This window comes from Schleiferilactobacillus perolens DSM 12744 (genome assembly GCF_001435585.1).
In the GTDB taxonomy this organism is placed as follows: domain Bacteria; phylum Bacillota; class Bacilli; order Lactobacillales; family Lactobacillaceae; genus Schleiferilactobacillus; species Schleiferilactobacillus perolens.
On the sequence record NZ_AZEC01000009.1, the window covers coordinates 24,074 to 43,881 of the forward strand.

The 19,808-nt window shown below is 49.9% G+C and carries 17 protein-coding genes; 14 read left to right on the plus strand and 3 right to left on the minus strand.

What is annotated here, in order from left to right:
- The first annotated feature begins 288 nt into the window (after positions 1 to 288).
- From FD09_RS10095 to FD09_RS10120, 6 genes are all read left to right on the plus strand, one after another.
- The gene (locus tag FD09_RS10095; protein ID WP_057820983.1) at positions 289 to 2,658 is read left to right on the plus strand and encodes a prealbumin-like fold domain-containing protein; all 2,370 of its coding nucleotides are present in this window, start codon (positions 289 to 291) and stop codon (positions 2,656 to 2,658) included.
- A complete protein-coding gene (locus FD09_RS10100; protein ID WP_057820985.1) occupies positions 2,655 to 4,004 on the plus strand; it encodes a pilin N-terminal domain-containing protein in 1,350 nt (449 codons plus the stop codon). Before FD09_RS10095 ends, FD09_RS10100 begins: the two co-directional genes overlap by 4 nt.
- A gap of 202 nt (positions 4,005 to 4,206) precedes the next feature.
- Positions 4,207 to 5,853 carry a SpaH/EbpB family LPXTG-anchored major pilin gene (locus FD09_RS10105; RefSeq protein ID WP_057820987.1) on the plus strand — a complete coding sequence of 549 codons (1,647 nt, stop codon included), beginning with the start codon at positions 4,207 to 4,209 and terminating at the stop codon, positions 5,851 to 5,853.
- Positions 5,854 to 5,931: 78 nt separating this feature from the next.
- Positions 5,932 to 6,681, plus strand: coding sequence for a class C sortase (locus FD09_RS10110; protein ID WP_057820988.1), 750 nt, complete (start codon positions 5,932 to 5,934; stop codon positions 6,679 to 6,681).
- The gene (locus tag FD09_RS10115) at positions 6,665 to 7,558 is read left to right on the plus strand and encodes a class C sortase (protein ID WP_057820991.1); all 894 of its coding nucleotides are present in this window, start codon (positions 6,665 to 6,667) and stop codon (positions 7,556 to 7,558) included. The genes FD09_RS10110 and FD09_RS10115 overlap by 17 nt, the downstream gene beginning before the upstream one ends.
- 3 nt (positions 7,559 to 7,561) lie before the next feature.
- Positions 7,562 to 8,164 carry an ECF transporter S component gene (locus tag FD09_RS10120; protein ID WP_057820993.1) on the plus strand — a complete coding sequence of 201 codons (603 nt, stop codon included), beginning with the start codon at positions 7,562 to 7,564 and terminating at the stop codon, positions 8,162 to 8,164.
- Positions 8,165 to 8,220: 56 nt separating this feature from the next.
- On the opposite strand, the gene FD09_RS10125 is transcribed toward FD09_RS10120, so the two are convergent.
- The gene (locus tag FD09_RS10125) at positions 8,221 to 8,874 is read right to left on the minus strand and encodes a hypothetical protein (RefSeq protein ID WP_057820995.1); all 654 of its coding nucleotides are present in this window, start codon (positions 8,872 to 8,874) and stop codon (positions 8,221 to 8,223) included.
- Between the two features lie 97 nt (positions 8,875 to 8,971).
- Between FD09_RS10125 and FD09_RS10130 the strand changes: the two genes are divergently transcribed.
- From FD09_RS10130 to FD09_RS10140, 3 genes are all read left to right on the plus strand, one after another.
- Positions 8,972 to 9,940, plus strand: a complete 969-nt coding sequence (locus FD09_RS10130; protein ID WP_162261507.1) for an aromatic acid exporter family protein — start codon at positions 8,972 to 8,974, stop codon at positions 9,938 to 9,940.
- Positions 9,941 to 10,139: 199 nt separating this feature from the next.
- Positions 10,140 to 10,340, plus strand: a complete 201-nt coding sequence (locus FD09_RS10135; RefSeq protein WP_027828904.1) for a cold-shock protein — start codon at positions 10,140 to 10,142, stop codon at positions 10,338 to 10,340.
- Positions 10,341 to 10,473: 133 nt separating this feature from the next.
- Positions 10,474 to 11,229, plus strand: a complete 756-nt coding sequence (locus FD09_RS10140; RefSeq protein ID WP_057820998.1) for a GNAT family N-acetyltransferase — start codon at positions 10,474 to 10,476, stop codon at positions 11,227 to 11,229.
- A gap of 42 nt (positions 11,230 to 11,271) precedes the next feature.
- Here FD09_RS10140 and FD09_RS10145 read toward each other — a convergent pair whose 3' ends face one another.
- Both FD09_RS10145 and FD09_RS10150 read right to left on the minus strand, forming a co-directional pair.
- Positions 11,272 to 12,708: an MFS transporter gene (locus tag FD09_RS10145; protein ID WP_057821000.1), complete on the minus strand. Its 1,437-nt coding sequence runs from the start codon at positions 12,706 to 12,708 to the stop codon at positions 11,272 to 11,274.
- 361 nt (positions 12,709 to 13,069) lie between these two features.
- Positions 13,070 to 14,053 carry a Gfo/Idh/MocA family protein gene (locus FD09_RS10150; protein WP_057821002.1) on the minus strand — a complete coding sequence of 328 codons (984 nt, stop codon included), beginning with the start codon at positions 14,051 to 14,053 and terminating at the stop codon, positions 13,070 to 13,072.
- A gap of 136 nt (positions 14,054 to 14,189) precedes the next feature.
- Between FD09_RS10150 and FD09_RS10155 the strand changes: the two genes are divergently transcribed.
- The 5 genes from FD09_RS10155 to purB all read left to right on the plus strand — a co-directional run bounded on the left by FD09_RS10155 (position 14,190) and on the right by purB (position 19,798).
- Positions 14,190 to 14,864, plus strand: coding sequence for a glycoside hydrolase family 73 protein (locus FD09_RS10155; protein ID WP_083487768.1), 675 nt, complete (start codon positions 14,190 to 14,192; stop codon positions 14,862 to 14,864).
- A 538-nt stretch (positions 14,865 to 15,402) separates the two neighbouring features.
- Positions 15,403 to 16,008 (plus strand): xanthine phosphoribosyltransferase, encoded by a 606-nt coding sequence (locus tag FD09_RS10160; RefSeq protein WP_057821004.1) that lies wholly within the window; start codon positions 15,403 to 15,405, stop codon positions 16,006 to 16,008.
- On the plus strand, positions 15,989 to 17,356 hold the full coding sequence (locus FD09_RS10165; RefSeq protein WP_057821006.1) for a nucleobase:cation symporter-2 family protein: 1,368 nt from the start codon (positions 15,989 to 15,991) through the stop codon (positions 17,354 to 17,356). The genes FD09_RS10160 and FD09_RS10165 overlap by 20 nt, the downstream gene beginning before the upstream one ends.
- A complete protein-coding gene (locus tag FD09_RS10170; RefSeq protein ID WP_057821008.1) occupies positions 17,353 to 18,507 on the plus strand; it encodes an ATP-grasp domain-containing protein in 1,155 nt (384 codons plus the stop codon). Before FD09_RS10165 ends, FD09_RS10170 begins: the two co-directional genes overlap by 4 nt.
- Positions 18,500 to 19,798 (plus strand): adenylosuccinate lyase, encoded by a 1,299-nt coding sequence (gene purB, locus FD09_RS10175; protein WP_057821010.1) that lies wholly within the window; start codon positions 18,500 to 18,502, stop codon positions 19,796 to 19,798. The genes FD09_RS10170 and purB overlap by 8 nt, the downstream gene beginning before the upstream one ends.
- Positions 19,799 to 19,808 lie beyond the last annotated feature (10 nt).

Sequence of the window (19,808 nt, forward strand, 5' to 3'; positions counted from 1 at the left end):
GAGCGCAAAGAGATGATGCGCGATTTTGCCTAAAAATTGTATTTCTTTTTTACGTTGGTGAAGCGAGGGATTTTGTTAAATCTGACGCTGCTATACAGCGCTTAGAAACAAGACGGCTATCGGTTCCCATTATATGGGGAATCAATGGCCGTGTTTTATTGGTTTTGAAAATAAATGATGTGGTATTTGGCTTCCTGATGAACTTTGCCAGCGCCTAAGTCAGCCCGTTATGCTGGGAGTGTAGAGATGAGCAAGTCGTGTACACAGCAACATGAAAGGAGGCCGCTCATGAACTCCAGACGATTGATCGGGTTAGGTTTTTGGACCGTTTTGATTGCGTTATTCAGCGGATTGATCCAATCGCCAGTGGCCCACGCGGAAACTGAAAGTGAATGGCACGAACACACATATAAAGCCACATTCAAATCACGACCCTTCATCTCGGATATTCGAATGAAGAATGCCGGCGATGAGTCCAACATCTTTCTTTACAATGTGGTGCTGTCCGGCGACCACAGTGCGGATGGTGCCGATACGGAAGGCGCGATGGCGATTCAAGGGAACAGCACGATCCCGGCTACCAACCGATACGGCAATGGTAACACCAATTTTAACTATGCAGGTTTTTTTAATGGCAGCGGCGGCGGATCGAACGATGTAGAGAGCCATCCGCTGACGGATCAACATCGAATCGCATTATTAATGGGTGGTGAGATCCACAAGTACGGCGAAGGCGGCCATGCGTTGGTCAGTGGTCAGGCGGGACAAGGTCAGAATAATGGATACTTCGTGGTCCGGCACCAAGCAGTTAAAGACTTGAACTCTTGGCTGCAGAATGGGACAAATCCGGTTCGGGCCAATGGCCGGGTCTACCACACGGACGAAGGCGATGCGCCTAAAATGGATGACATTTTTGCTCGAATTTTTGCCACGCAAGGGATGGTAGAAGACGAGCTGACCCGCTTAGTTGGCGATAATAAAGGCAAACCATACACCGTAGATGGCATAGAACAAACAGTGAGCTCATTTTGGGGCTGGGGTGGCGACGATTCGATGGATGTTCCAATCCACCAATCGACCGAAGACGCCGGCACCTTGATTATCCATGTGCCAGCTCGGCCAGGAACGGACACGGCTTATATTCCTGGACTGCATAAGAATAATCCGGCGGTGAATGATCCAGCCGTGAAACGAATCATTATCACGACCGACCAGCCTAAGGTAGTTGCTCGGGATACTAACGCGGGTGACAAGAGTCAGAAAGTGGCTGGAAAAACGATTTATTGGCTGCCCAAAGCGACGCAAGTCACGAATTACGCACTGGAAAAAACGGCGGAGGCACCCTATGTTCCGCCCGTGAACAATTCTGCCGTGAATAATTACAACCAGGCGTATTTTGACCCGATGGACTGTTATGGAACCGCCCTCTCTGGGTCGATGATCGCACCGCTAGCCACAGTTGCGTGGTCTGGCGCCCACATTAACGGTTATTTATGGACTAAGAACTTTCAACAAAGCGGCGGTGCTGAAGCCCATAACTTTTACACGCCGCCACTGGAAACGCTCGTTGATTTTCTGTTGGGTGTGAACAAATCTAATTCCGAAGATCAGATCATGTTGGCGGACGCAGATTTTATTATGTATCGGGTCTTGGATGGTAAAACGGAATACTTGGCTCAAACTAGTCCAGAAAAGTGGACTAGTCAGCGCAACGAAGCACAAACCCTGACCACGGATAGTCATGGTCAGATTCGGGTGCGTTTGCGCGAGCAAAAGGATAAAAAATATCAATATTACTTCCACGAGACTAAAGCGCCGCCCGGATTTGAACAACCCGCGCCAGATAATGCCCATGAAGTGGCGCCTGGTAGTGAACAGTTAATTGCCAACATCGCAGAGGTGACTAACAAACCCGTGACGGGTCAGTCGGTTGGTTTTCATAAGACCAATCAATTTGATCATCCATTAGTGGGAATGAGTTTCACGCTGACTAGCACTACTGATCCCACAAAGCATTTCACAGCAGTCAGCAATGACGAAGGGTTTGTTGAGTTCAATGGGGTCACTGAAGGGGAATACCGATTAGTCGAAAAGACCCAGAACACGGTGGGTCCCACAGAATGGCTAGTCGAGATCGTAGTTAAAGATGGGCAAGCAATCTTGCAGTTTAAGGATACTGGTCAATCAGTGCAGAAGATTGTGAATAGGAAATTACTCTCCCTGCGATTGAGAAAAGTCGATGAGAACAATGCGCTGTTGGTAGGTGCGAAGTTCCGCCTGCAAGGGCCAAACGGTTACGACAAAACGGTACCCGATGATGAACATTCTGTAGGTACATTCGTATTTCCCCGCTTAGCACCCGGCAAATACACATTGACGGAAATTGAAGCACCGGCTGGTTATGAGTTATTGAAGGAACCGATCACGATTGTGGTGACGGAGGACATGAAGACCATTACCGCAGATGGCAAGCCGCTCCAGGCCAATCAGTTGGTGTTTGGTCACACGATCCAGAATCGTCCCGTCGTGAGCGGGTTGCCAGCAACCGGTGGGTGGGGCCAAACGACTTGGTATCTGATTGCGGGTAGTTTTGCATTTGCCGCTCTGAATGTGGGGATTGGCTATTATGTCCAAGGCAGAAAGGGGCGACGATCATGAAAAAGTATCACTGGATGCAAACGCTATTGTTGAGTCTGCTGCTGCCGCTCCTTTTGGCACCCAACTTATTCTTGCACAACACGCATGCGGCAGACACCGAGACTGTCGAAATTGTCATGCACAAACGTGTGTATCGGGATGTTCGTTCACCAGAAGATGTGTGGTACGTCAATGATGGTTTGTTGATATCTGATCCGAACCACAAGTTGCTGAGTAAAACATCTGGATTGAATGGCGCCAATTTCCACATCTTTGATTTATCTGCAGAGTATGCCCGGGTCAAAAAAGATTGGGAACCATCTGCCCATGATAATCAACCATTCAGTGATCAACTGTTCATTGATCTTTATCGGGATAAGCCTCGGCGCCAGACACTTACTTGGGCAAAAAAGGAATTGCCATTAGTGGCGACAGTGAAGACAAAATCGGACGACGCGCTTGGTGAAGATGGGATTGCTCGATTCAATGTAACCCAGGGGGCGGTCAAGAACAAAAAAGTGTATTTGATTCTGGAAGATCAGCTTGATCCATCAATGGGACTCAATATCGACATGACCCAAAAGACATCGCCCATTGTGATGATCTTGCCTATGATGCATCCCTCAGAGGAATCTGCGTTAAATCAGATCCATATTTATCCAAAAAACGCGGCTTACGTGCGGGACCCGTATTTCTTCAAGTTTGGCAAGCAGGTCAATGGCGAAGAGATTCGTCTGGCAGGAGCCAAGTTTGTCCTCTATCAGTTAATTAACAATCAAAAACGGTATTTACAACTCGGAGCTGAAAACGACTTGGGTAACCGCTGGGTGACATCCAGCGATCCATTGAATGACGAGCGGGTGGACAAGTTCACTTCGGACAAGGACGGATTAGTCAATATGGGTCAACGGTTCCTTTCTGCGGGCACTTATTACTTTGAAGAAGTACAAACGGTGAACGGCTACGATCTGGATGCTTCGGCGAAAGGTATCAAAGTGGAAGTTCCAGAAGAATGGCGGGATGAATCAGGGACCTTTTTACCCGTTATGGTCAATGGTCAGCCGCTAATGGAATTGATTTCCGGGAAAGTACCAGAAGAAGCCATGCAGCAAGCCAAGCCGCGGGTTTACAACACGCAGCAGGGCAGCAAGCCGCCAAGTACCCCTGGTAAACCCACGCCGGTGAACAGCGTGAAACCCACCGGCAGATCAAGCACTGCCAAAGGGTGGTTGCCGCAAACAGGCACAGTAAAGACCATGGCAACAATTGTGGGATTCGTCTTAATTTTCGTTGCCGCCATCATTTATTGGCGGAATCGTCGCAACCGGAAAAATAATTTGTTTCCAATTTCAACGTTATGCCGGTGAAATTGGAAATATCTGACAAAACGGCAGAATAACTAACAAATCACAATGAAGTTATCCCTGTCAGAGCGGGAATCGCGAGGTACCGCAACATTCCCACTGAAAATATTCACCGCAGTTTTCAAACATTGCGGACTTGTGAAGCAACTCGCTATGCTGAAAGAGTAAGAGAGAAGAGCTAAGAGAATCAAAGGAGGCGGCAATGATGAAACAGCGAAAATGGTTGCGCTTGGTCATGTTGGTGACGCTGGTACTGCCCTTATTGGGATCGATGCTTGGCGGGCTAACCCAAGGTGTACGCGCGGCGACAGCGGATAGCACAGTGGATATTACATTACACAAGAAGGCATTTGATAAGATGCCTGAATTAATCGAGAACACCGGGGAAGAGATGGACGAGTTTAAAGATGCCACCCCGTTAGACGGTGTTGAATTTCAGGTATACAACATCACGAAAGAATTCCGTGCCAGTTTAAGCGGTGGCCCCGATCAAGGGGAGACGATGAAGACTTTCATTCAACGCAAAATGAAGGAATTTGTGGCTTCTCATGGCACTGAAGCTGAAATGGATCCCAAAGATTTGGTTGGCACTCAAACTACTGCCAATGGCGGATTAGCAAAGTTTGCTGACTTACCAGCATTTAAAGACGGTCAGCATCAAGTCTACGTTTTCTATGAAACCCAGTCACCTGAAAACGTGAAGGGTAAAGCTGCTCCGATGATTGTCGTTCTGCCAATCTTGAAGGGTGAAAAAGAACTCACCGATATTCATCTTTATCCGAAAAACGAGATTCAGCCTGGCTTCAATAAAGAGATGGTGGGTTCAGAGGGTGAAGCAAGTTCGGCGGTGAAGGACATCGAAGTAGGTAAGCAAGTTCAATACTACCTGGAATTCACGATGCCCCTTGAAATTGGCAAGACTTACCAAAAAGATGATCAGACACATACCACCTATCACGCATTTCAGTTCGACGATGAGGTCAATAAACCAGGGTTATCTTTTGTGAGTCTAGACAAAATTGTCTTAACAGAAGCACCAGAGCAAGATTTGAAATTGACTGATCACTATACTTTCACCCCGAAAAATAAATTGGGCGAGGAAACGGAGACTGGCTTAGCCGGTTTTGATCTGAAATTTAAATTCAGTGGTGATGCCGAGGATAAGACAAGTCAAGATGCAGCGAATGCGCTGGCACCCTATGCAGGGAAGAAAGTTCGAATCTATTACACCCTGCAAGTGAATCAATTTGCAACACCAGATGTGGCCATGAAAAACGGTGCCACTTGGAAATGGGATCACAAAGGCACCGAAGGTTCGATAAAAGACGATGCCCCGCAACTAACCACCGGGGGTAAGAAGTTCCTCAAAGTCGACGGCGCCAACGACAAGAATTTCTTGAAAGATGCCGAATTCGTTCTGACAAAAGGAACCGGTGCAGATCTGCGATATGCTCAGTTCACCGAAGATGCTGATGGCGAGAAACCATTGGCCACTTATGATGTAACAACAGCGAAATATGTTAAGTGGATCACTGACAAGGAAAAAGCCACTAAGCTAGTTTCCAACGACAAGGGTGAAATCGAAGTTCGCGGATTAGAATACGGCGAATACAACTTGGTGGAAACCAAAGCACCAGACGGCTTCAACTTATTGGATAAGCCAGTTGAATTCAAAGTTGCGCTGAACTCTTGGAGTGACGCGGGTCAACTGACCACCATCAAGAACATCCCCGAAGGTGGTTTGCCATCCACTGGCGGCCCTGGGATCATCATGTTCCTGCTGGCTGGTTTCCTGGTAATGTGTGGCGGGATTGTATGGTACAAATTTCGGGCACAACCGGCGAAGGCGTAATTCACTTAAATAAGATTGACAGGCAAGGGGCGGTCGGGAGATCGGCCCTTGTCGTCGTTTTGAAGGAGGTGGTGAGAGATGAGCCGGATTGGTCGACAGATGCAGGCCCGGAAACGGGCGTATCGGGTCAAAATGATTATCGTTTGTTTGGCAACCGGATTGTTTTTGGCACTCTATATTCCCGCACTCTTGAGTGCGTTAGGAAGTGTCGCGACAGTGAGGGCAGGCGCTGCCCAAGTGAGTGGACAACAGAGTGCTGCCAAATCCGGGGAAGTGCTCGTCCCCACCTTGAATCTCGCCCTGCCGCTATTTCCTGAAACGAACGAGAAAACATTGAGTCTAGGCGCCACGCTTTGGCGCAGTCAAAATCAAATGAGCGGTACCGCTGGCACTCGACCGGTGATTACCGCGCATAGTGGCGTGACAAATCATCAAGGCTTTGACCGGTTAGACGAATTGCAAACTGGCGACCACTTCGTCGTTTCCTGGGCGGGCAAACGAACCACTTATGCGGTGATTAAAAAAGAAGTGGTCAAACCGCAAGCTGTGCGTAAGACTCAACCACGGGCTGGCCAAGCATTGGCGACTTTAGTCACCTGTACGCCCTATATGGTGAATACTCACCGGTTGTTAGTCACTGGAAAACGCGTCCGGACTGGGGGAGAGAAGGCTGCCGTGCAAGTGCACCAGGTATATACCACTAATCGGCGGCGCCTTTTGCGGTTGATCATTATCGGCATGAGCGGTGTGATCTTGTTTGGCATGATAGTCGCAACTTTGAGCTGGCAGATGAAGAAAGGTGGCGGCAGCCATGAAAGCAAACACTAAAGCTCCGAAGCGGCGTGGCGGCATTGCATTGCTCATTGTGGTAGTGGGCATTCTGATCTTTAGTTATCCTTTCTACGTAAATGCCCTCAACGGCTTCTTGGATGATTGGCAGCAGCAACAATATGCCCGGGAAGCCGCTACTCAAAGGAAAAAGCAAGAGAGAAAGATGGGCCAACATAATCAGAAGATCGCGAAAGATGGTCTGCAAACAGGAGTCGATCCGTTTCGGGGGGAGGCGAGCGATGAACGAACCCGAGATTATTTAGCCGAACACTTCCTTGGCACGGTGACGATTCCCAAGCTGCGGTCGACAGTCAATTTGTTTGATCGTACCACGGCTTGGTTGTTAGAACGGGGAGCCAGTGTGGTGCCTGGGACATCAATGCCCACTGGACAAAAAAATACCCATGCGCTGCTCTCTGCCCATAGTGGGTTGCCACAACGACAATTATTCACCGGGCTGGACCGTTTAGAGCACGGGGACACCTTCGTGCTGACGATACAAGGTAAAAAGCGGGCGTATCGCATATTTCGGCGGCAAGTGGTATTACCAAACAAGCAGAACACCATTCAGTTATCGGAAAAAGAAGAGCGTGTGACCCTGATGACCTGCACACCGTATATGATTAATTCCCACCGGCTTTTATTAACTGGGCGGCGGGTACCGCTGACCCCGGCGATTAAACGATCGGTGAATGCCGCCCAGGGCTGGCGTTGGTTGGTGTGGTGGGGGTGGGCTTCATTTATTCTATTGTTGGCGGCGCTACTGATTATCGTTGGCCATCGGTGGTATCGACAGCGCAAGCAACCGGTTCAAAGTATTCACTCTCCAACACCCCGGTATGTTAAAGTAGACTCATCACAAGTTGGAGGATAAATCATGCGTAAGTTTTCCACTTTTCAAATTACGTTGATGAGTTTGCTCATCGCATTGTTGGTGATTCAAACCTACGTCCCAATCACGATTTTTCCAGGCGCACCCACGATCACCGTGGGCCACATTATTGTGGCGATTGGAGCAATTCTGCTTGGTCCCAGTGGCGGGCTGGTTCTGGGGACTGTCTGGGGCGGGTTGTCATTGCTGCGAGCGTTCACCGCGCCGCCGTCCCCATTGTCTGTGCTATTGTTTACCAATCCAGTGATTGCCCTCGTCCCGCGAATGGTCGTGGGGTGGAGTGTCGGCTGGCTCTACCAAAAGTTTCAAAAGCGCATACGGATACCGGCTTTGCTGGCCAGTATCACCGCATTTATTGGCACTTTTTTGAATACTGGGCTGGTGGTGCTGTTCACCTACTTGTTCTTCGTGAAGAATCCCACCATCTTGCTCCGTGATTTTGGCCAGGCCAGCAGTACCACGGGCTTGTTCTGGTTAATTACGATTATGCTGGGAGCCAACTTCATTACTGAAGCGGTCACAGCGGTGGTATTGACGCCACTCGTGGTCACGCCGATGCAGCGGATCGTGTCTCGCCGCCACAAATAAAAAAATCCAGATTATCCGCAAAATTGGATAATCTGGATTTTTTATGGCCAAGCCGCTTATTTCAATTCGGCAAGCAGTTCTTTACTTTGTTGACTGGCTGTGGTCAAGTTAGCCTGCATAATTTCCATTTGTTGGAAGAGGGCGCCGTAATACTGGCTGAAGCGGCCATTGGCGGTATCCAGGTCCTTCTCGTCATTCATATCAGCCGTATCGGCATAGAAGGACTGTTCCGCCTTAGTGAATTCATCCATGAATTGGCTGAAAGTCGTGTGATCTAAGCTGATGATCTTGAGGCTTTGACCCAGGTCTTGGATTTTTTCTGTGGGAAGATTCGGCGCTTTGGATTTGGCTAAAGTATTGAGGGTATCTTCGGCCGTGGTCAATTTTTTATAAGCGGCCGTTAATTTTGCGACGGCATCGGTGCGCGTGGTAAAGTTTTGGTAAACATCGCTTTGCTTGTTCTTTAATAAGTTTTCATTGGGTTTTTGTTTGTGCTCAGTGACGTAAAGCGATTGGCTCTTTTCCAAGCTATTCGTGATCGTGGTAATTTCGTTTCTCTGTTCCCGGATGGTACGATAAACAGTAGTGGCAGTGTTCTTGAGCTGAGCCTTGTCAGTCAAAGGCTTGGGCTCGCAGGCACTTAACCCGGCGAGAAGCAAAGTAAAGGCCATCCCCAAAAAGACAATTTTTCCCCAAAGTGTGTGGCGCATACCCTTTCCACTTCTTTCCAATTTCTGTTTAGCTCTATAATAACGTATATGACGGCAAGTGACTATGATTCGAGAGGTGATTTCAGTGCGGATTGGCATGCGAACGATCAAAACAGCTCTGGCGGCAACGGTGGCGATGGCCATCGCAGCGGCATTGGGTTTACATTATTGGACACTGGCCGGCATTTTAAGCATGATGACGATCGCGACGACCACCCGCGCCACGGTGCGTTTTGCCATCGTGCAGTCGGCGGCCACGGTGTTTGGCTTAGGACTCGCCTGGGGTCTTTTTACTTTGATTCCATATCCTGCCGTGGCGTTTGGTTTATGGCTGCTGGTGTATATTGCCTTAACCAACTTGGTGGGATTGCAAGATACCATGATCGGCAGTGCCGTGCTGGTTTTACCATTGCTCGTGGTCCAGCCCATTACGATTGCTATTTTACTTAATCAATTGGCGGTGTTGCTGATTGCGGCTTTGACTGGACTGGTCTTAAATTTGTTCATGCCCAATCTATCAGATCAAATTTCATTCCATGTGGCGTCAGTGGAGAAAGAGTTGATTGAAGTTCTCGGACAACAGGCCAATCTGTTGATGGCGGGTGAAGAAGGGGACGCGGCCAAACATACAGTGTGGGAGCATCTGAGCAATTTGAAGCAAGCCATTAACGAAGGAACATCTTGGACGGCACGGCATCAAGATAATCAGCTCTTCGATGATAATGAGTATTACGAGGCGTATTTTGAAATGCGGAACAATCAATACGAATTGCTGCGCCAGATGCAGCTGCTATTGGACGAACGCGTCGCCCAGATGCCGCAACGCCAGCAAATTGGTCGGCTCATTGCCGCATTGATCAAGCAAGATCGGAAAAAGAATAATCCTGTCCCAGCATCTTTGACGGCCATGGAACGACTGCAGGAGGACTTATCCGCGATGAGTCTGCCAGATACCCGGGAGCAATTTTTCCAACAGGCTTCCGCTACGGCTTACCTTGTTTTTTTGCGGCAGATGGTGCGCTTGAAAGACGCTTTTGATAAGATCGTGGCCAGTCAGAATCGGTAGGCGAAAACCCGCGAAAGTATTGGCTTCCTTCTACCTCTTAAGACTTTATTAAAGGGCTTTCCACTTTACAGAGCTGGGCGGTTCATGATAATATAACAGTGTACTTTTTGAATGGTTAAGGTTCGAATGTTTTCAAAGACTTTCTTCCAGTACCAAACAAAAGATGCACAATTTTTTACCAATCAAGGAGGAAGTTCTCATGGAACATGGAACTGTCAAATGGTTTAACGCTGAAAAAGGTTATGGCTTCATTACTCGCGAAGATGGTAGCGATGTATTCGTTCACTTCTCTGCAATTCAAGGCGACGGTTACAAGACCCTCGAAGAAGGCCAAGGCGTCACTTTTGATGTAGAACAAAGCGATCGTGGACCTCAAGCTGTCAACGTTGTAAAAGACTAATTTTTGACACATGCCCAAAGAACAGGGGAGCTGTACGGCTCCTCTTTTTTTGGCGAAAATTTACCATTGCATCTTCACATTTAGCTGCAAAATGGGCATGATAGTGATATCAGGTCATTGAGGAGTGAAATTTTTGCTAGAAGAATTGACGGGCGATTGGCAGCTGTATCGAGCACTGTTTCTACTGGCGGATGAAGATCAAAAGATGTTGGCCCAGTATATCGATCGATCTGACCGGTGGCTGTGGAGGGTGAATGGTACGGTGATTGGCGTGGCGGCGGTTTTACCGCGCAACCCTTATGAGGGGGAATTGATGGCCATTGCGATCACCCCGGCTGGCCAAAATCGCGGTGCTGGCAGTGCGTTCCTCCAAGCTTTATTGACTAACTACCGTCAACGCGGCTGGTGGACTTTGAGCGTGGGCACCGGCGACACCGGACCGCAGCAGTTACATTTTTATTTGCAAAATGGTTTCCGCTTCGACCATGTCCGCCCTTATTTCTTTAAGCAGTATGAAACACCTATTCAGGATGAATGGGGCCAGCTGCGCGATATGGTGGTTCTCAAGCAGTTATTGAAGCCATTGCCGCAATGGCGGCTGCCTGTCCCGACGACGAAGTGGCAACCGGTGGCAGATGATCCCCAGCAGCGGCCGGCACCGGTGGCAACCAGTGATGGGACGCCTGGATGGTCTTTGCTGCCCATCAAGACACCCGCGCCGCTAACTGTCGTCGGGGCGGTGTTTGATTTTGCACTGACTCAATGGTCGGCGATCTTGGTGCCGCGCGGATATTCGTTACCTGCCGATACAAATTTGCAGGCGTTGTGGTATTATCATCACCCACAACAACCGGCTATCGTGGTCCCGGCAATCTATTTTGAACAATAATAAAACCCCGAACGCTGCCAGCCTGCAGCATTCGGGGCTTTATTATTTCAAGCTGTCTTCGTGCAGCTTCGGAATCATCCAGGCGAGTACGATCACAGCCGCGACGGCTACCGCCACGGCAATGCCAAAGGCACTGTGTAGTGCGGTCAAGAAGACTTGGTTTTGGCCTGTCGGATACGTGGTGACCCGGTGGCCAAGTTGTTGCGACATGACCCCAAACAGGACGCTGGTGGAAGCCGCTGTTCCACTGACCATGCCCAGGTTTCTCGCCAACGCGTTAAACGATCCGGTAATACCCAAATCAGTTTTGGGCACCACGGACATGACGATATCGCCTAGTGGAGATTGGAAAAGACCTGTCCCCATGCCCAAGAGGATGGTCGCTGCGATATATAACACCATGCCGCCGGAAAGGGGTAAAAACAAGTAGAGAATGTCTGCCAGTCCAACCAAAGCTGCGCCAAACAGTCCGACCAACGCAGTGTTGATGCGATCGGCCAGGTAACCGCCCAGCGGGGCAAAGAAGACCATGGTAAGCGGATAGAGCGTGAGCAGCGCACCAGCAACACCGGCCGGTAAGCGCAGCGTATCTTCCAGGTAAAACGGCATCAGCACAGTCATGAAGAACTGGACCACGAACACCAAATAAACAGCGGCCACGCCTCCAGAGAAAAGTTTATTTTTAAAGATGCGTAATGGCAGCAATGGATCGTGGACTTTATTTTCAATGACGAAGAACAAAAGCAGCGCAATGACTGCGACAATTAGCATACCCAGGACAAAAAGGCTAAAACCTTGTTGTTGTGATAGGTTTAATCCCCAAAAACCAGCGCCAATGAAGACGGCTTGAGCAATGAAGCCCCACCAGTCGACTGAGCCGCCTGTGGTTTCCGGACCGGTGTGCATCAACCGCAAGGCGGCGATGAGGGCGATAATACCAATGGGGACATTGATCCAGAAAATGACTGGCCAAGAGGTAATTGCCAAGATCAATCCGCCTAAGCCCGGTCCCGCCACTGCGCCTAGGGCAACAAAGGTACCGACCATGCCCATGGCGCGACCGCGTTCGGCAATGGGAAACGATGCAGTGACGATCCCGTACGTGTTTGCGAGGGTCATGGCACCGCCCACTGCCTGAACGAACCGGCCCAGCAATAAGAAATTAAATCCGAGCGGCGTACCAGACATTGCAGATCCAAGGACGAATACAAAGGTGCCCAGTTTGAAGATGTTTTGTTTTCCCCACAAGTCGCCCAATTTGCCGAACAACAGGAGTAGGGCGCTGAGCACAATCAGATATAGGGAAACAACCCATTCCATTTGGCTAGCGGGCACATTTAAGTTTTTGGTCATGACCGGAATGGCGATATTGACGATGGATGAATCTAGGTTGGACATGAAGGCGAAGATGCCTAGGATGATAATCACGGCCCAGCGGTGCGGGTCGAGTGTGGTTTGTGATGATGCTGGTGATTGCATAGTGATCGACCTCCCTGTAACTCGCGATCATTATGCACCCGGGGCGGTGAAAATGCTTGGATCGTGCTTATAAAAGCAGAGGGCGCAGCGCCCCGGGTAGGCCCCGACCGCTAAGAACGGCCTGGGGCGCGGAGCCCGTTTATGGCGGCTATGGCAGAGGCTTCCCCAGCCGTGTCAATGCTGCGCAATCTCCGGTGGCAGGTGGTGGCGACGCGCAGCTAGTGCGTCGCCGAAGGCGAAGCTAGCTGTGACGGCGGTTTGAGCCCCCTGCCACCCCCGATTGCTCCGCATTGACACTGGATCCCGCACGTTTCGAAACCCTTCGTCAGAGTAGTACTAAAAGCTAATCCTGAAACGCACTTTAGTCCTCAAACGGATAGAGATAACCCCATTGCCGGCGCATGGCAGTCATGGCGGTCATGACGTCTTTGGTCCATTGCCAATCCTCGCGGCTGGCGCCGGGGTCGGCACACGCTTCGGCAAAATCGGCCAGTTCATAGGCCATGGCTTTCTTGGTTTCACCGGCAGTGATTGTTGTCGATTGTTTTTCTAGATTCGTAAACACGGCGGCCTGCGCCCGCGGGTATTCCATGATGGTGAGGGTGCCACGGGTGGTGGCAACGCTGATTTGCTTAGGCAAACGGCCGTAGAAGCTGAGTGACATATTGGTCAGAATACCATAGTCATTGGCAAAACTGGCGACGGAGCGATCGTCGATGCTGGTCGGACCTAATTTCATCGTGGTGTTTAGCAATTTCGGGGCATCGGGTTGGAACATCCGGGCAGCACTTAACGCATAAACTCCGATATCAAGCAACGCGCCGCCAGCCAATTGAGGGTCCAGTAAGCGGGAGTGGGGGTCGGTGCGGGAATTGTTGGAGCCAAACATCACATCAATGACCCGGACATCACCGAAAACACCAGCCTCTTGCATAGCGCGCAATTGTGCGTAAAGGGGCATGTGGTAAATTGTCTGGGCTTCCATGACAACTTTGCCAGTTTGCTTGGCCAGTGCTTCAACTTCATGGAGTTCATGACTGTTCATGACAATGGCCTTTTCACAAAGCACATGCTTGCCAGCCTTGAGTGCCGCCATGATTTCTTCAAAATGGAAACGGTGGGGCGTGGCGATGTAGACCGCATCCACTGCGGGATCAGCCAAAGCATCTGGATAATTACCGTAACTTTTTGGAATCTTGTATTGTGCCGCAAAATCTTGGGCCTTCTTGAGATTGCGCGAAGCCGCCCCATAAATTGTGACTCCCTCCGTGCCTTGGGTATCTTGCGCGAAAGCGTGGGCAATGCCGCCTAAACCGAGAATTGCTATATTCAAAGTGTCTGCCATAACCAGTCATCCCTTCAGAAATCCTTTATTTTTTCTTGGTACAATCAAACTAAGTCAATCGTAGCAAATCATTAGGTAAGTGAAAACATTTTCTCGGTTTTAGTTTGTTACAATTAATTGTGATTAAGAAAGTGAGATGTTGTTGTTGGCCAAAAATAAGCGCCGGCGTGTGGGAAATCACCAAAAACATGGTATTTCCGCAGTGTTAGCCTATACAGTTTTGACATTGTTAGTGGCCTGCGGTCTGGTCGTCGGCGGCGCCATGTGGTATAGCCAGCACCAACAAGCAGAATATGCGGCCCGGATTGAGGCTGAAAAAGTGGCGGATGAAAAGCGTAAGCAGGCGTTCATCGCCAAAGTTGCGCCGACTGCCCAATCGCTGTACAAGACCTACCATATTTTCCCCAGTATCACAATTGCCCAGGCAATTTTAGAATCCAATTGGGGCGAGAGCTCACTTTCGGCGGATTATAACAACCTTTTTGGGGTAAAAGGGTCGGATCCAAATAATACGAAAGAAATGACCACGCAAGAATACGTGAACGGCGAGTGGCAAACCATCAAAGCCCGTTTCCGGGTATACGCCTCATATGCCCAGTCCATCACCGACCACGCCGCATTGTTTACCCGTGGTACGACTTGGAATGCCAAGCAGTATGAGCACGTGCTCGCCGCCAAGGATTACAAAACCCAAGCTCAAGCTCTACAAAGTGACGGCTACGCGACGGACCCAGATTATGCGAGTAAAATTATTCAGATTATTGAGAAGTATGGGTTGACTAAGTATGACAGCGTGACGACGGGGAGTTGATCGTAGCCTTTTGGTAGACCGACAGTGTTTTACACTTCAAGAAAACGAGTGCCAATGCGGAGCAATCGTAGGGAAAATGTGGCTCAGCTGTGGAAACCACACAGCGCGGCGATCTTCCGCGCTGATGTGGTTAGGCGTCTNGAAAATGTGGCTCAGCTGTGGAAACCACACAGCGCGGCGATCTTCCGCGCTGATGTGGTTAGGCGTCTTGAAGACCGCGCACTTTGCGGGCTTCAAGCGCCGTCACAGCGTTCCAGCCACATTTTCCCGGAGATTGCGCAGCCTTGGTACGGCTGGAGTGGGTTGGCTTGTCATGGCTCGCGGAAACGGGCTCAGCGCCCCAGGAGCTAGGGGCCAAGAGCCAAGGCACATAAAACCTGAGTGCGGGTTTTCTGCGCCTTGGCTCTTGGCCCTACGCTCCTGACCGGGGCGCTTCGCCCTCTGGCCTTTCACCCCACCACTTTTCGTGATATTCTAATAGTTAATTTCTACTCACTTTTTCCATTTATTGTTCGTAATTTAAGGAGGGCTTTTTGTAATGAAGTTGCTGGAACAAAAGATCCGCTCAAACGGTCAGGTATTACCCGGTGATGTACTTAAAGTAGACAGTTTTCTTAATCACCAGGTCGATCCTGAGCTGATGTCAGAAGTTGGTAAAGAGTTCAAACGGCACTTTGCGGACGCCCCAGTGACAAAGATTCTGACAGTGGAATCTTCGGGAATTGCTCCGGCAGTGTTCACTGGATACGAATTCAAAGTGCCGGTAGTCTTCGCTCGTAAACACAAAAGCGTGACATTAAAGGATGATATGTACACATCAGTCGTTTATTCCTATACCAAGAAAGTCAGCAACCACATTAGTATTGCCCGCAAGTTTCTCAGTGCCGACGATTCTGTTTTGATCATTGATGACTTCTTAGCCAACGGTCAGGCCGTCGAAGGATTGATCGACATTATTAACCAGGCTGGTGCTAAACTGCTCGGTGTCGGTATCGTCATCGAGAAGACCTTCCAAAAGGGGCGTCAACTTCTCGATAAGCGGGATATTCCAGTGTATTCACTGGCCCGAATCAAAGCATTTGAAAACGGCCAAGTGGTCTTCACAGAAGAGCAGGAGAAGTCCGATGGCACAAACGTCAAATAATCCGGACATTGCAGAAGTACCCCAAGGTCAAGCCGCCGTACTCGGTTTGCAACACTTGTTGGCCATGTACTCGGGTTCTGTCTTAGTACCGCTATTAATTGGGAGTGCGATGGGTTTTTCGGCCAGTCAAATGACCTACCTTGTGTCCATTGATATTTTCATGTGCGGGGTCGCCACCTTACTCCAGGTGCGAACGAACCGGTTCTTCGGTATTGGCCTGCCCGTTATTCTCGGGTGTGCCATTCAAGCCGTGGAACCGTTGAAGCTGATTGGCCAGCGCTTCACCATTGGCACGATGTATGGTGCTATCATTTCCGCCGGCATTTTTGTTTTCCTGATTGCTGGCGCCTTTGCTAAACTCAAACGATTCTTTCCACCGTTAGTCACTGGGACTGTAATCACTGTGATTGGTTTGTCCTTGATTCCTGTGGCGTTTCAAAATCTGGGTGGCGGCAATTTGACCGCCAAGACTTTTGGCGACGGTAAGAATCTGATGCTTGGTTTCTTGACCGCACTGATCATCTTGGCCGTCAATGTCTGGGCCAAGGGCTTCTTTCATAGTATTGCGGTACTGGTTGGCTTGGTGATCGGTACAGTGGTCGCTGGGTTCATGGGAATGGTTTCTTTGACGCCGGTTATGACCGCGGATTGGTTCCATTTCCCTCAGTTCAGTTACTTTGGCACCCCGCATTTTGAATGGTCCTCCATCCTCACGATGATTTTGGTATCATTGGTTTCCATGGTGGAATCCACAGGAGTATATTTTGCGCTGGGAGATATCACGGAACGCCAAATCGGGTCCGAGGATCTGAAAAAGGGGTATCGCGCGGAAGGGCTAGCTATTATTTTAGGCGGCTTATTCAACACTTTCCCATACACGGCATTTTCTCAAAATGTGGGATTGGTGCAACTTTCAGGAATTAAGACGAGACGGCCGATTTATTGGGCGGCTGGTTTCTTGATCCTGCTGGGATTATTACCGAAAGTCGGTGCGTTAGCGACGATCATTCCGGCACCTGTACTCGGCGGGGCGATGCTGGTGATGTTTGGGATGGTCGCCATGCAGGGGGTCCGGATGCTGCAACAGGTGGACTTTACCCAGGATCACAATTTGCTTGTCGCCGCGGTTTCCATTGGTTTAGGCCTGGGCGTCACCGTGACACCCACGATTTTCCAAGCGCTGCCCAAGACGTTACAATTACTATTGGGTAACGGGATCGTGATTGCCACGATCTCATCAGTTTTGCTCAATACGATTTTTCAGCATCAGCAGCATCAATCACTGGCCGAAACAGCTGGATTGAATGAGGCGGCGGATGGTGAGAAGGGAGAAAACGCAGAGAAATGACTTTTATCGCCCCGAATCAAACCATTGGCATCATCGGCGGCGGGATTGATAGCTATACATTAACACTCGCCGCGCGTCAGATGGGATTGCATCCAGCAGTCTTGACAGCGACGGCCACGGATCCCGCACTGGCCGCCGCTGATTTTGCCTTGTTCGGAGATTTGACGAATCCCTTGCCATTTTCTGATTTGGCGGACATGAGTCAAGTGATCGTGTACGCTGATGAGAATATTAATAGTGACTTATTGGCCAACATGACCGACCGCCAGCATCTGCCCCAGGGTACCGACATCCTGAATATTACCCAGGATCGGTACATGGAAAAGGTGTTTTTTGAGGATCAAAATTTGAATACAGCCCCCTATGCGATGGTCGTGAATTTGGATGATGTGCGCCGGGAAATTGAATCCATTGGCTATCCTGCTGTACTCAAACCAACGCAAAAGGGACTCGGTCCAAAGAAACAGCGTATTTTATATAATGAGAACGATGTGGAGGCGGCTGCCGATTATTTTGATGGGGCAACGGCCATTTTAGAGTCCTGGGTACCCAAGACTAAGGAACTGTCCGTAGTGGTGGTCAAAACCAGTACTGGCGAGACGACTGTCTATCCGACGATCGAAAATATTTATAGTCAAAACCATCAACTGCAGGCGTCAATTTTACCGGCCCGGATCGATGCAGAAACCAACCAAGAAATTCGCCGCATTGCTAAGGTGCTGGCCGACAAATTACATTATGTTGGGGTGTTTGGCGTGACATATTTCCTGACTGCTGCCGGGGTACTGTATGTGGCTCGGGTATTTCCTGGTCCCCGGGGTAACGCCAATGTGTTGGAATATACGACTGGTTATTCCGCGTATGAACTGCACATGCGTGCGGTGTGCGACTGGTCGATTCCGGAACCGAAGCTGGATCGGGCAGGGGTGACAGTGACGATTTCACCGGCCACCCTGGCTAAGGCCATTCAATTGATTCGCACTCAGCCAAACACGCACTTTAGTTTTTATCCCCAACGCGGGGATTTGCCGGATGATGCCCCGATTGGGTTCGCGTCATTCACTGCCTGGGAATTAGAAACCGTCATTGCCCGCGTCGAAGCGTTGGGTATTTGGCATGTCGAAGATAAGGAGAAAAAAAGCGATGATTGACCGTTATACCCGTCCAGAGATGAGTCGAATTTGGACCGATGATGCTAAGTACGACGCCTGGTTGGCAGTCGAGAAACTGGCCGTCCAGGCGTGGTCACAGCTTGGTGAGATTCCCGCCGCCGATGCGGCAGCCGTCACGAAGAATGCAAAAGTCGACGCTAAAGAGGTCGCACGGCTGGAAAAAATCACGCGGCATGACGTCGTGGCTTTTACCCGTGCTGTTTCTGAATCATTAGGTGCGGAACGCAAATGGGTGCACTACGGGTTAACGTCCACCGATGTGGTGGATACGGCGTATGGGTATTTACTCAAACAAGCCAACGCAATCCTGCGTCGGGACTTACGTGATCTGCGCGATGTGGTGGCGGCCAAGGCTAAAGAGTACAAATACACAGTCATGATTGGCCGGACCCATGGCGTCCACGCCGAACCGACCACATTTGGGCTGGTGCTGGCTAACTGGTATGCAGAAATCCAGCGGGACATCGAACGGTTTGACCATGCCGCAGCTGGTGTGGAAGCTGGCAAGATTTCTGGAGCCGTTGGTACTTTCGCCAATACACCGCCCGCAGTAGAAGCTTATGTCACGGAGCATCTCGGCATTCGCGCGCAGGATATTTCGACACAAGTTCTACCTCGGGATCTGCATGCAGAATATGTGGGTGTGATGGCGATTATCGCTACTTCCATCGAACGGTTTGCTTTGGAAATCCGCCATTTGCAGCGGACGGAAGTACGGGAAGTAGAAGAATACTTTGCGGCGGGACAAAAGGGTTCTTCCGCTATGCCCCACAAACGCAATCCCATCGGTTCCGAAAACGTGACTGGGTTGGCCCGGGTAATTCGCGGACACGCACTCACTGCTTTGGAAGATGTGCCTTTGTGGCATGAAAGAGATATTTCCCACTCCTCCGCAGAACGGATCATCCTTCCTGATACCACGGAAGCACTGGATTACATGCTGCACCGGTTCACGACGATTGTCCGTGAGCTGACCGTCTTTCCGTATAAGATGAAGGCCGACTTGAATATTACCCACGGTTTGATTTATTCTCAACGGGTACTGTTGGCGTTGATTGAGACCGGTATGAGCCGGGAAGCAGCCTATGATTTGGTCCAACCCAAGACAGCCCAGGCTTGGGATGAACAGCGTTCCTTCCGAACGTTATTGGAGGCTGACCCTAAGATTACGGATCGCCTGAGCAAGGATGATTTAGACGCTGCCTTTGACTATCACTGGCATTTGCGCCATGTGGATGATATCTTCCAACGGTTAGGGTTAGACAATTAAGCGCACCATC

Coding starts and splice junctions, on each gene's coding strand:
- FD09_RS10095 (WP_057820983.1), top strand. CDS start 289: ATGAACTCCAGACGATTGATCGGGTTAGGTTTTTGGACCGTTTTGATT.
- FD09_RS10100 (WP_057820985.1), top strand. CDS start 2,655: ATGAAAAAGTATCACTGGATGCAAACGCTATTGTTGAGTCTGCTGCTG.
- FD09_RS10105 (WP_057820987.1), top strand. CDS start 4,207: ATGAAACAGCGAAAATGGTTGCGCTTGGTCATGTTGGTGACGCTGGTA.
- FD09_RS10110 (WP_057820988.1), top strand. CDS start 5,932: ATGAGCCGGATTGGTCGACAGATGCAGGCCCGGAAACGGGCGTATCGG.
- FD09_RS10115 (WP_057820991.1), top strand. CDS start 6,665: ATGAAAGCAAACACTAAAGCTCCGAAGCGGCGTGGCGGCATTGCATTG.
- FD09_RS10120 (WP_057820993.1), top strand. CDS start 7,562: ATGCGTAAGTTTTCCACTTTTCAAATTACGTTGATGAGTTTGCTCATC.
- FD09_RS10125 (WP_057820995.1), bottom strand. CDS start 8,874: ATGCGCCACACACTTTGGGGAAAAATTGTCTTTTTGGGGATGGCCTTT.
- FD09_RS10130 (WP_162261507.1), top strand. CDS start 8,972: ATGCGAACGATCAAAACAGCTCTGGCGGCAACGGTGGCGATGGCCATC.
- FD09_RS10135 (WP_027828904.1), top strand. CDS start 10,140: ATGGAACATGGAACTGTCAAATGGTTTAACGCTGAAAAAGGTTATGGC.
- FD09_RS10145 (WP_057821000.1), bottom strand. CDS start 12,708: ATGCAATCACCAGCATCATCACAAACCACACTCGACCCGCACCGCTGG.
- FD09_RS10150 (WP_057821002.1), bottom strand. CDS start 14,053: ATGGCAGACACTTTGAATATAGCAATTCTCGGTTTAGGCGGCATTGCC.
- FD09_RS10155 (WP_083487768.1), top strand. CDS start 14,190: ATGTTGTTGTTGGCCAAAAATAAGCGCCGGCGTGTGGGAAATCACCAA.
- FD09_RS10160 (WP_057821004.1), top strand. CDS start 15,403: ATGAAGTTGCTGGAACAAAAGATCCGCTCAAACGGTCAGGTATTACCC.
- FD09_RS10165 (WP_057821006.1), top strand. CDS start 15,989: ATGGCACAAACGTCAAATAATCCGGACATTGCAGAAGTACCCCAAGGT.
- FD09_RS10170 (WP_057821008.1), top strand. CDS start 17,353: ATGACTTTTATCGCCCCGAATCAAACCATTGGCATCATCGGCGGCGGG.
- purB (WP_057821010.1), top strand. CDS start 18,500: ATGATTGACCGTTATACCCGTCCAGAGATGAGTCGAATTTGGACCGAT.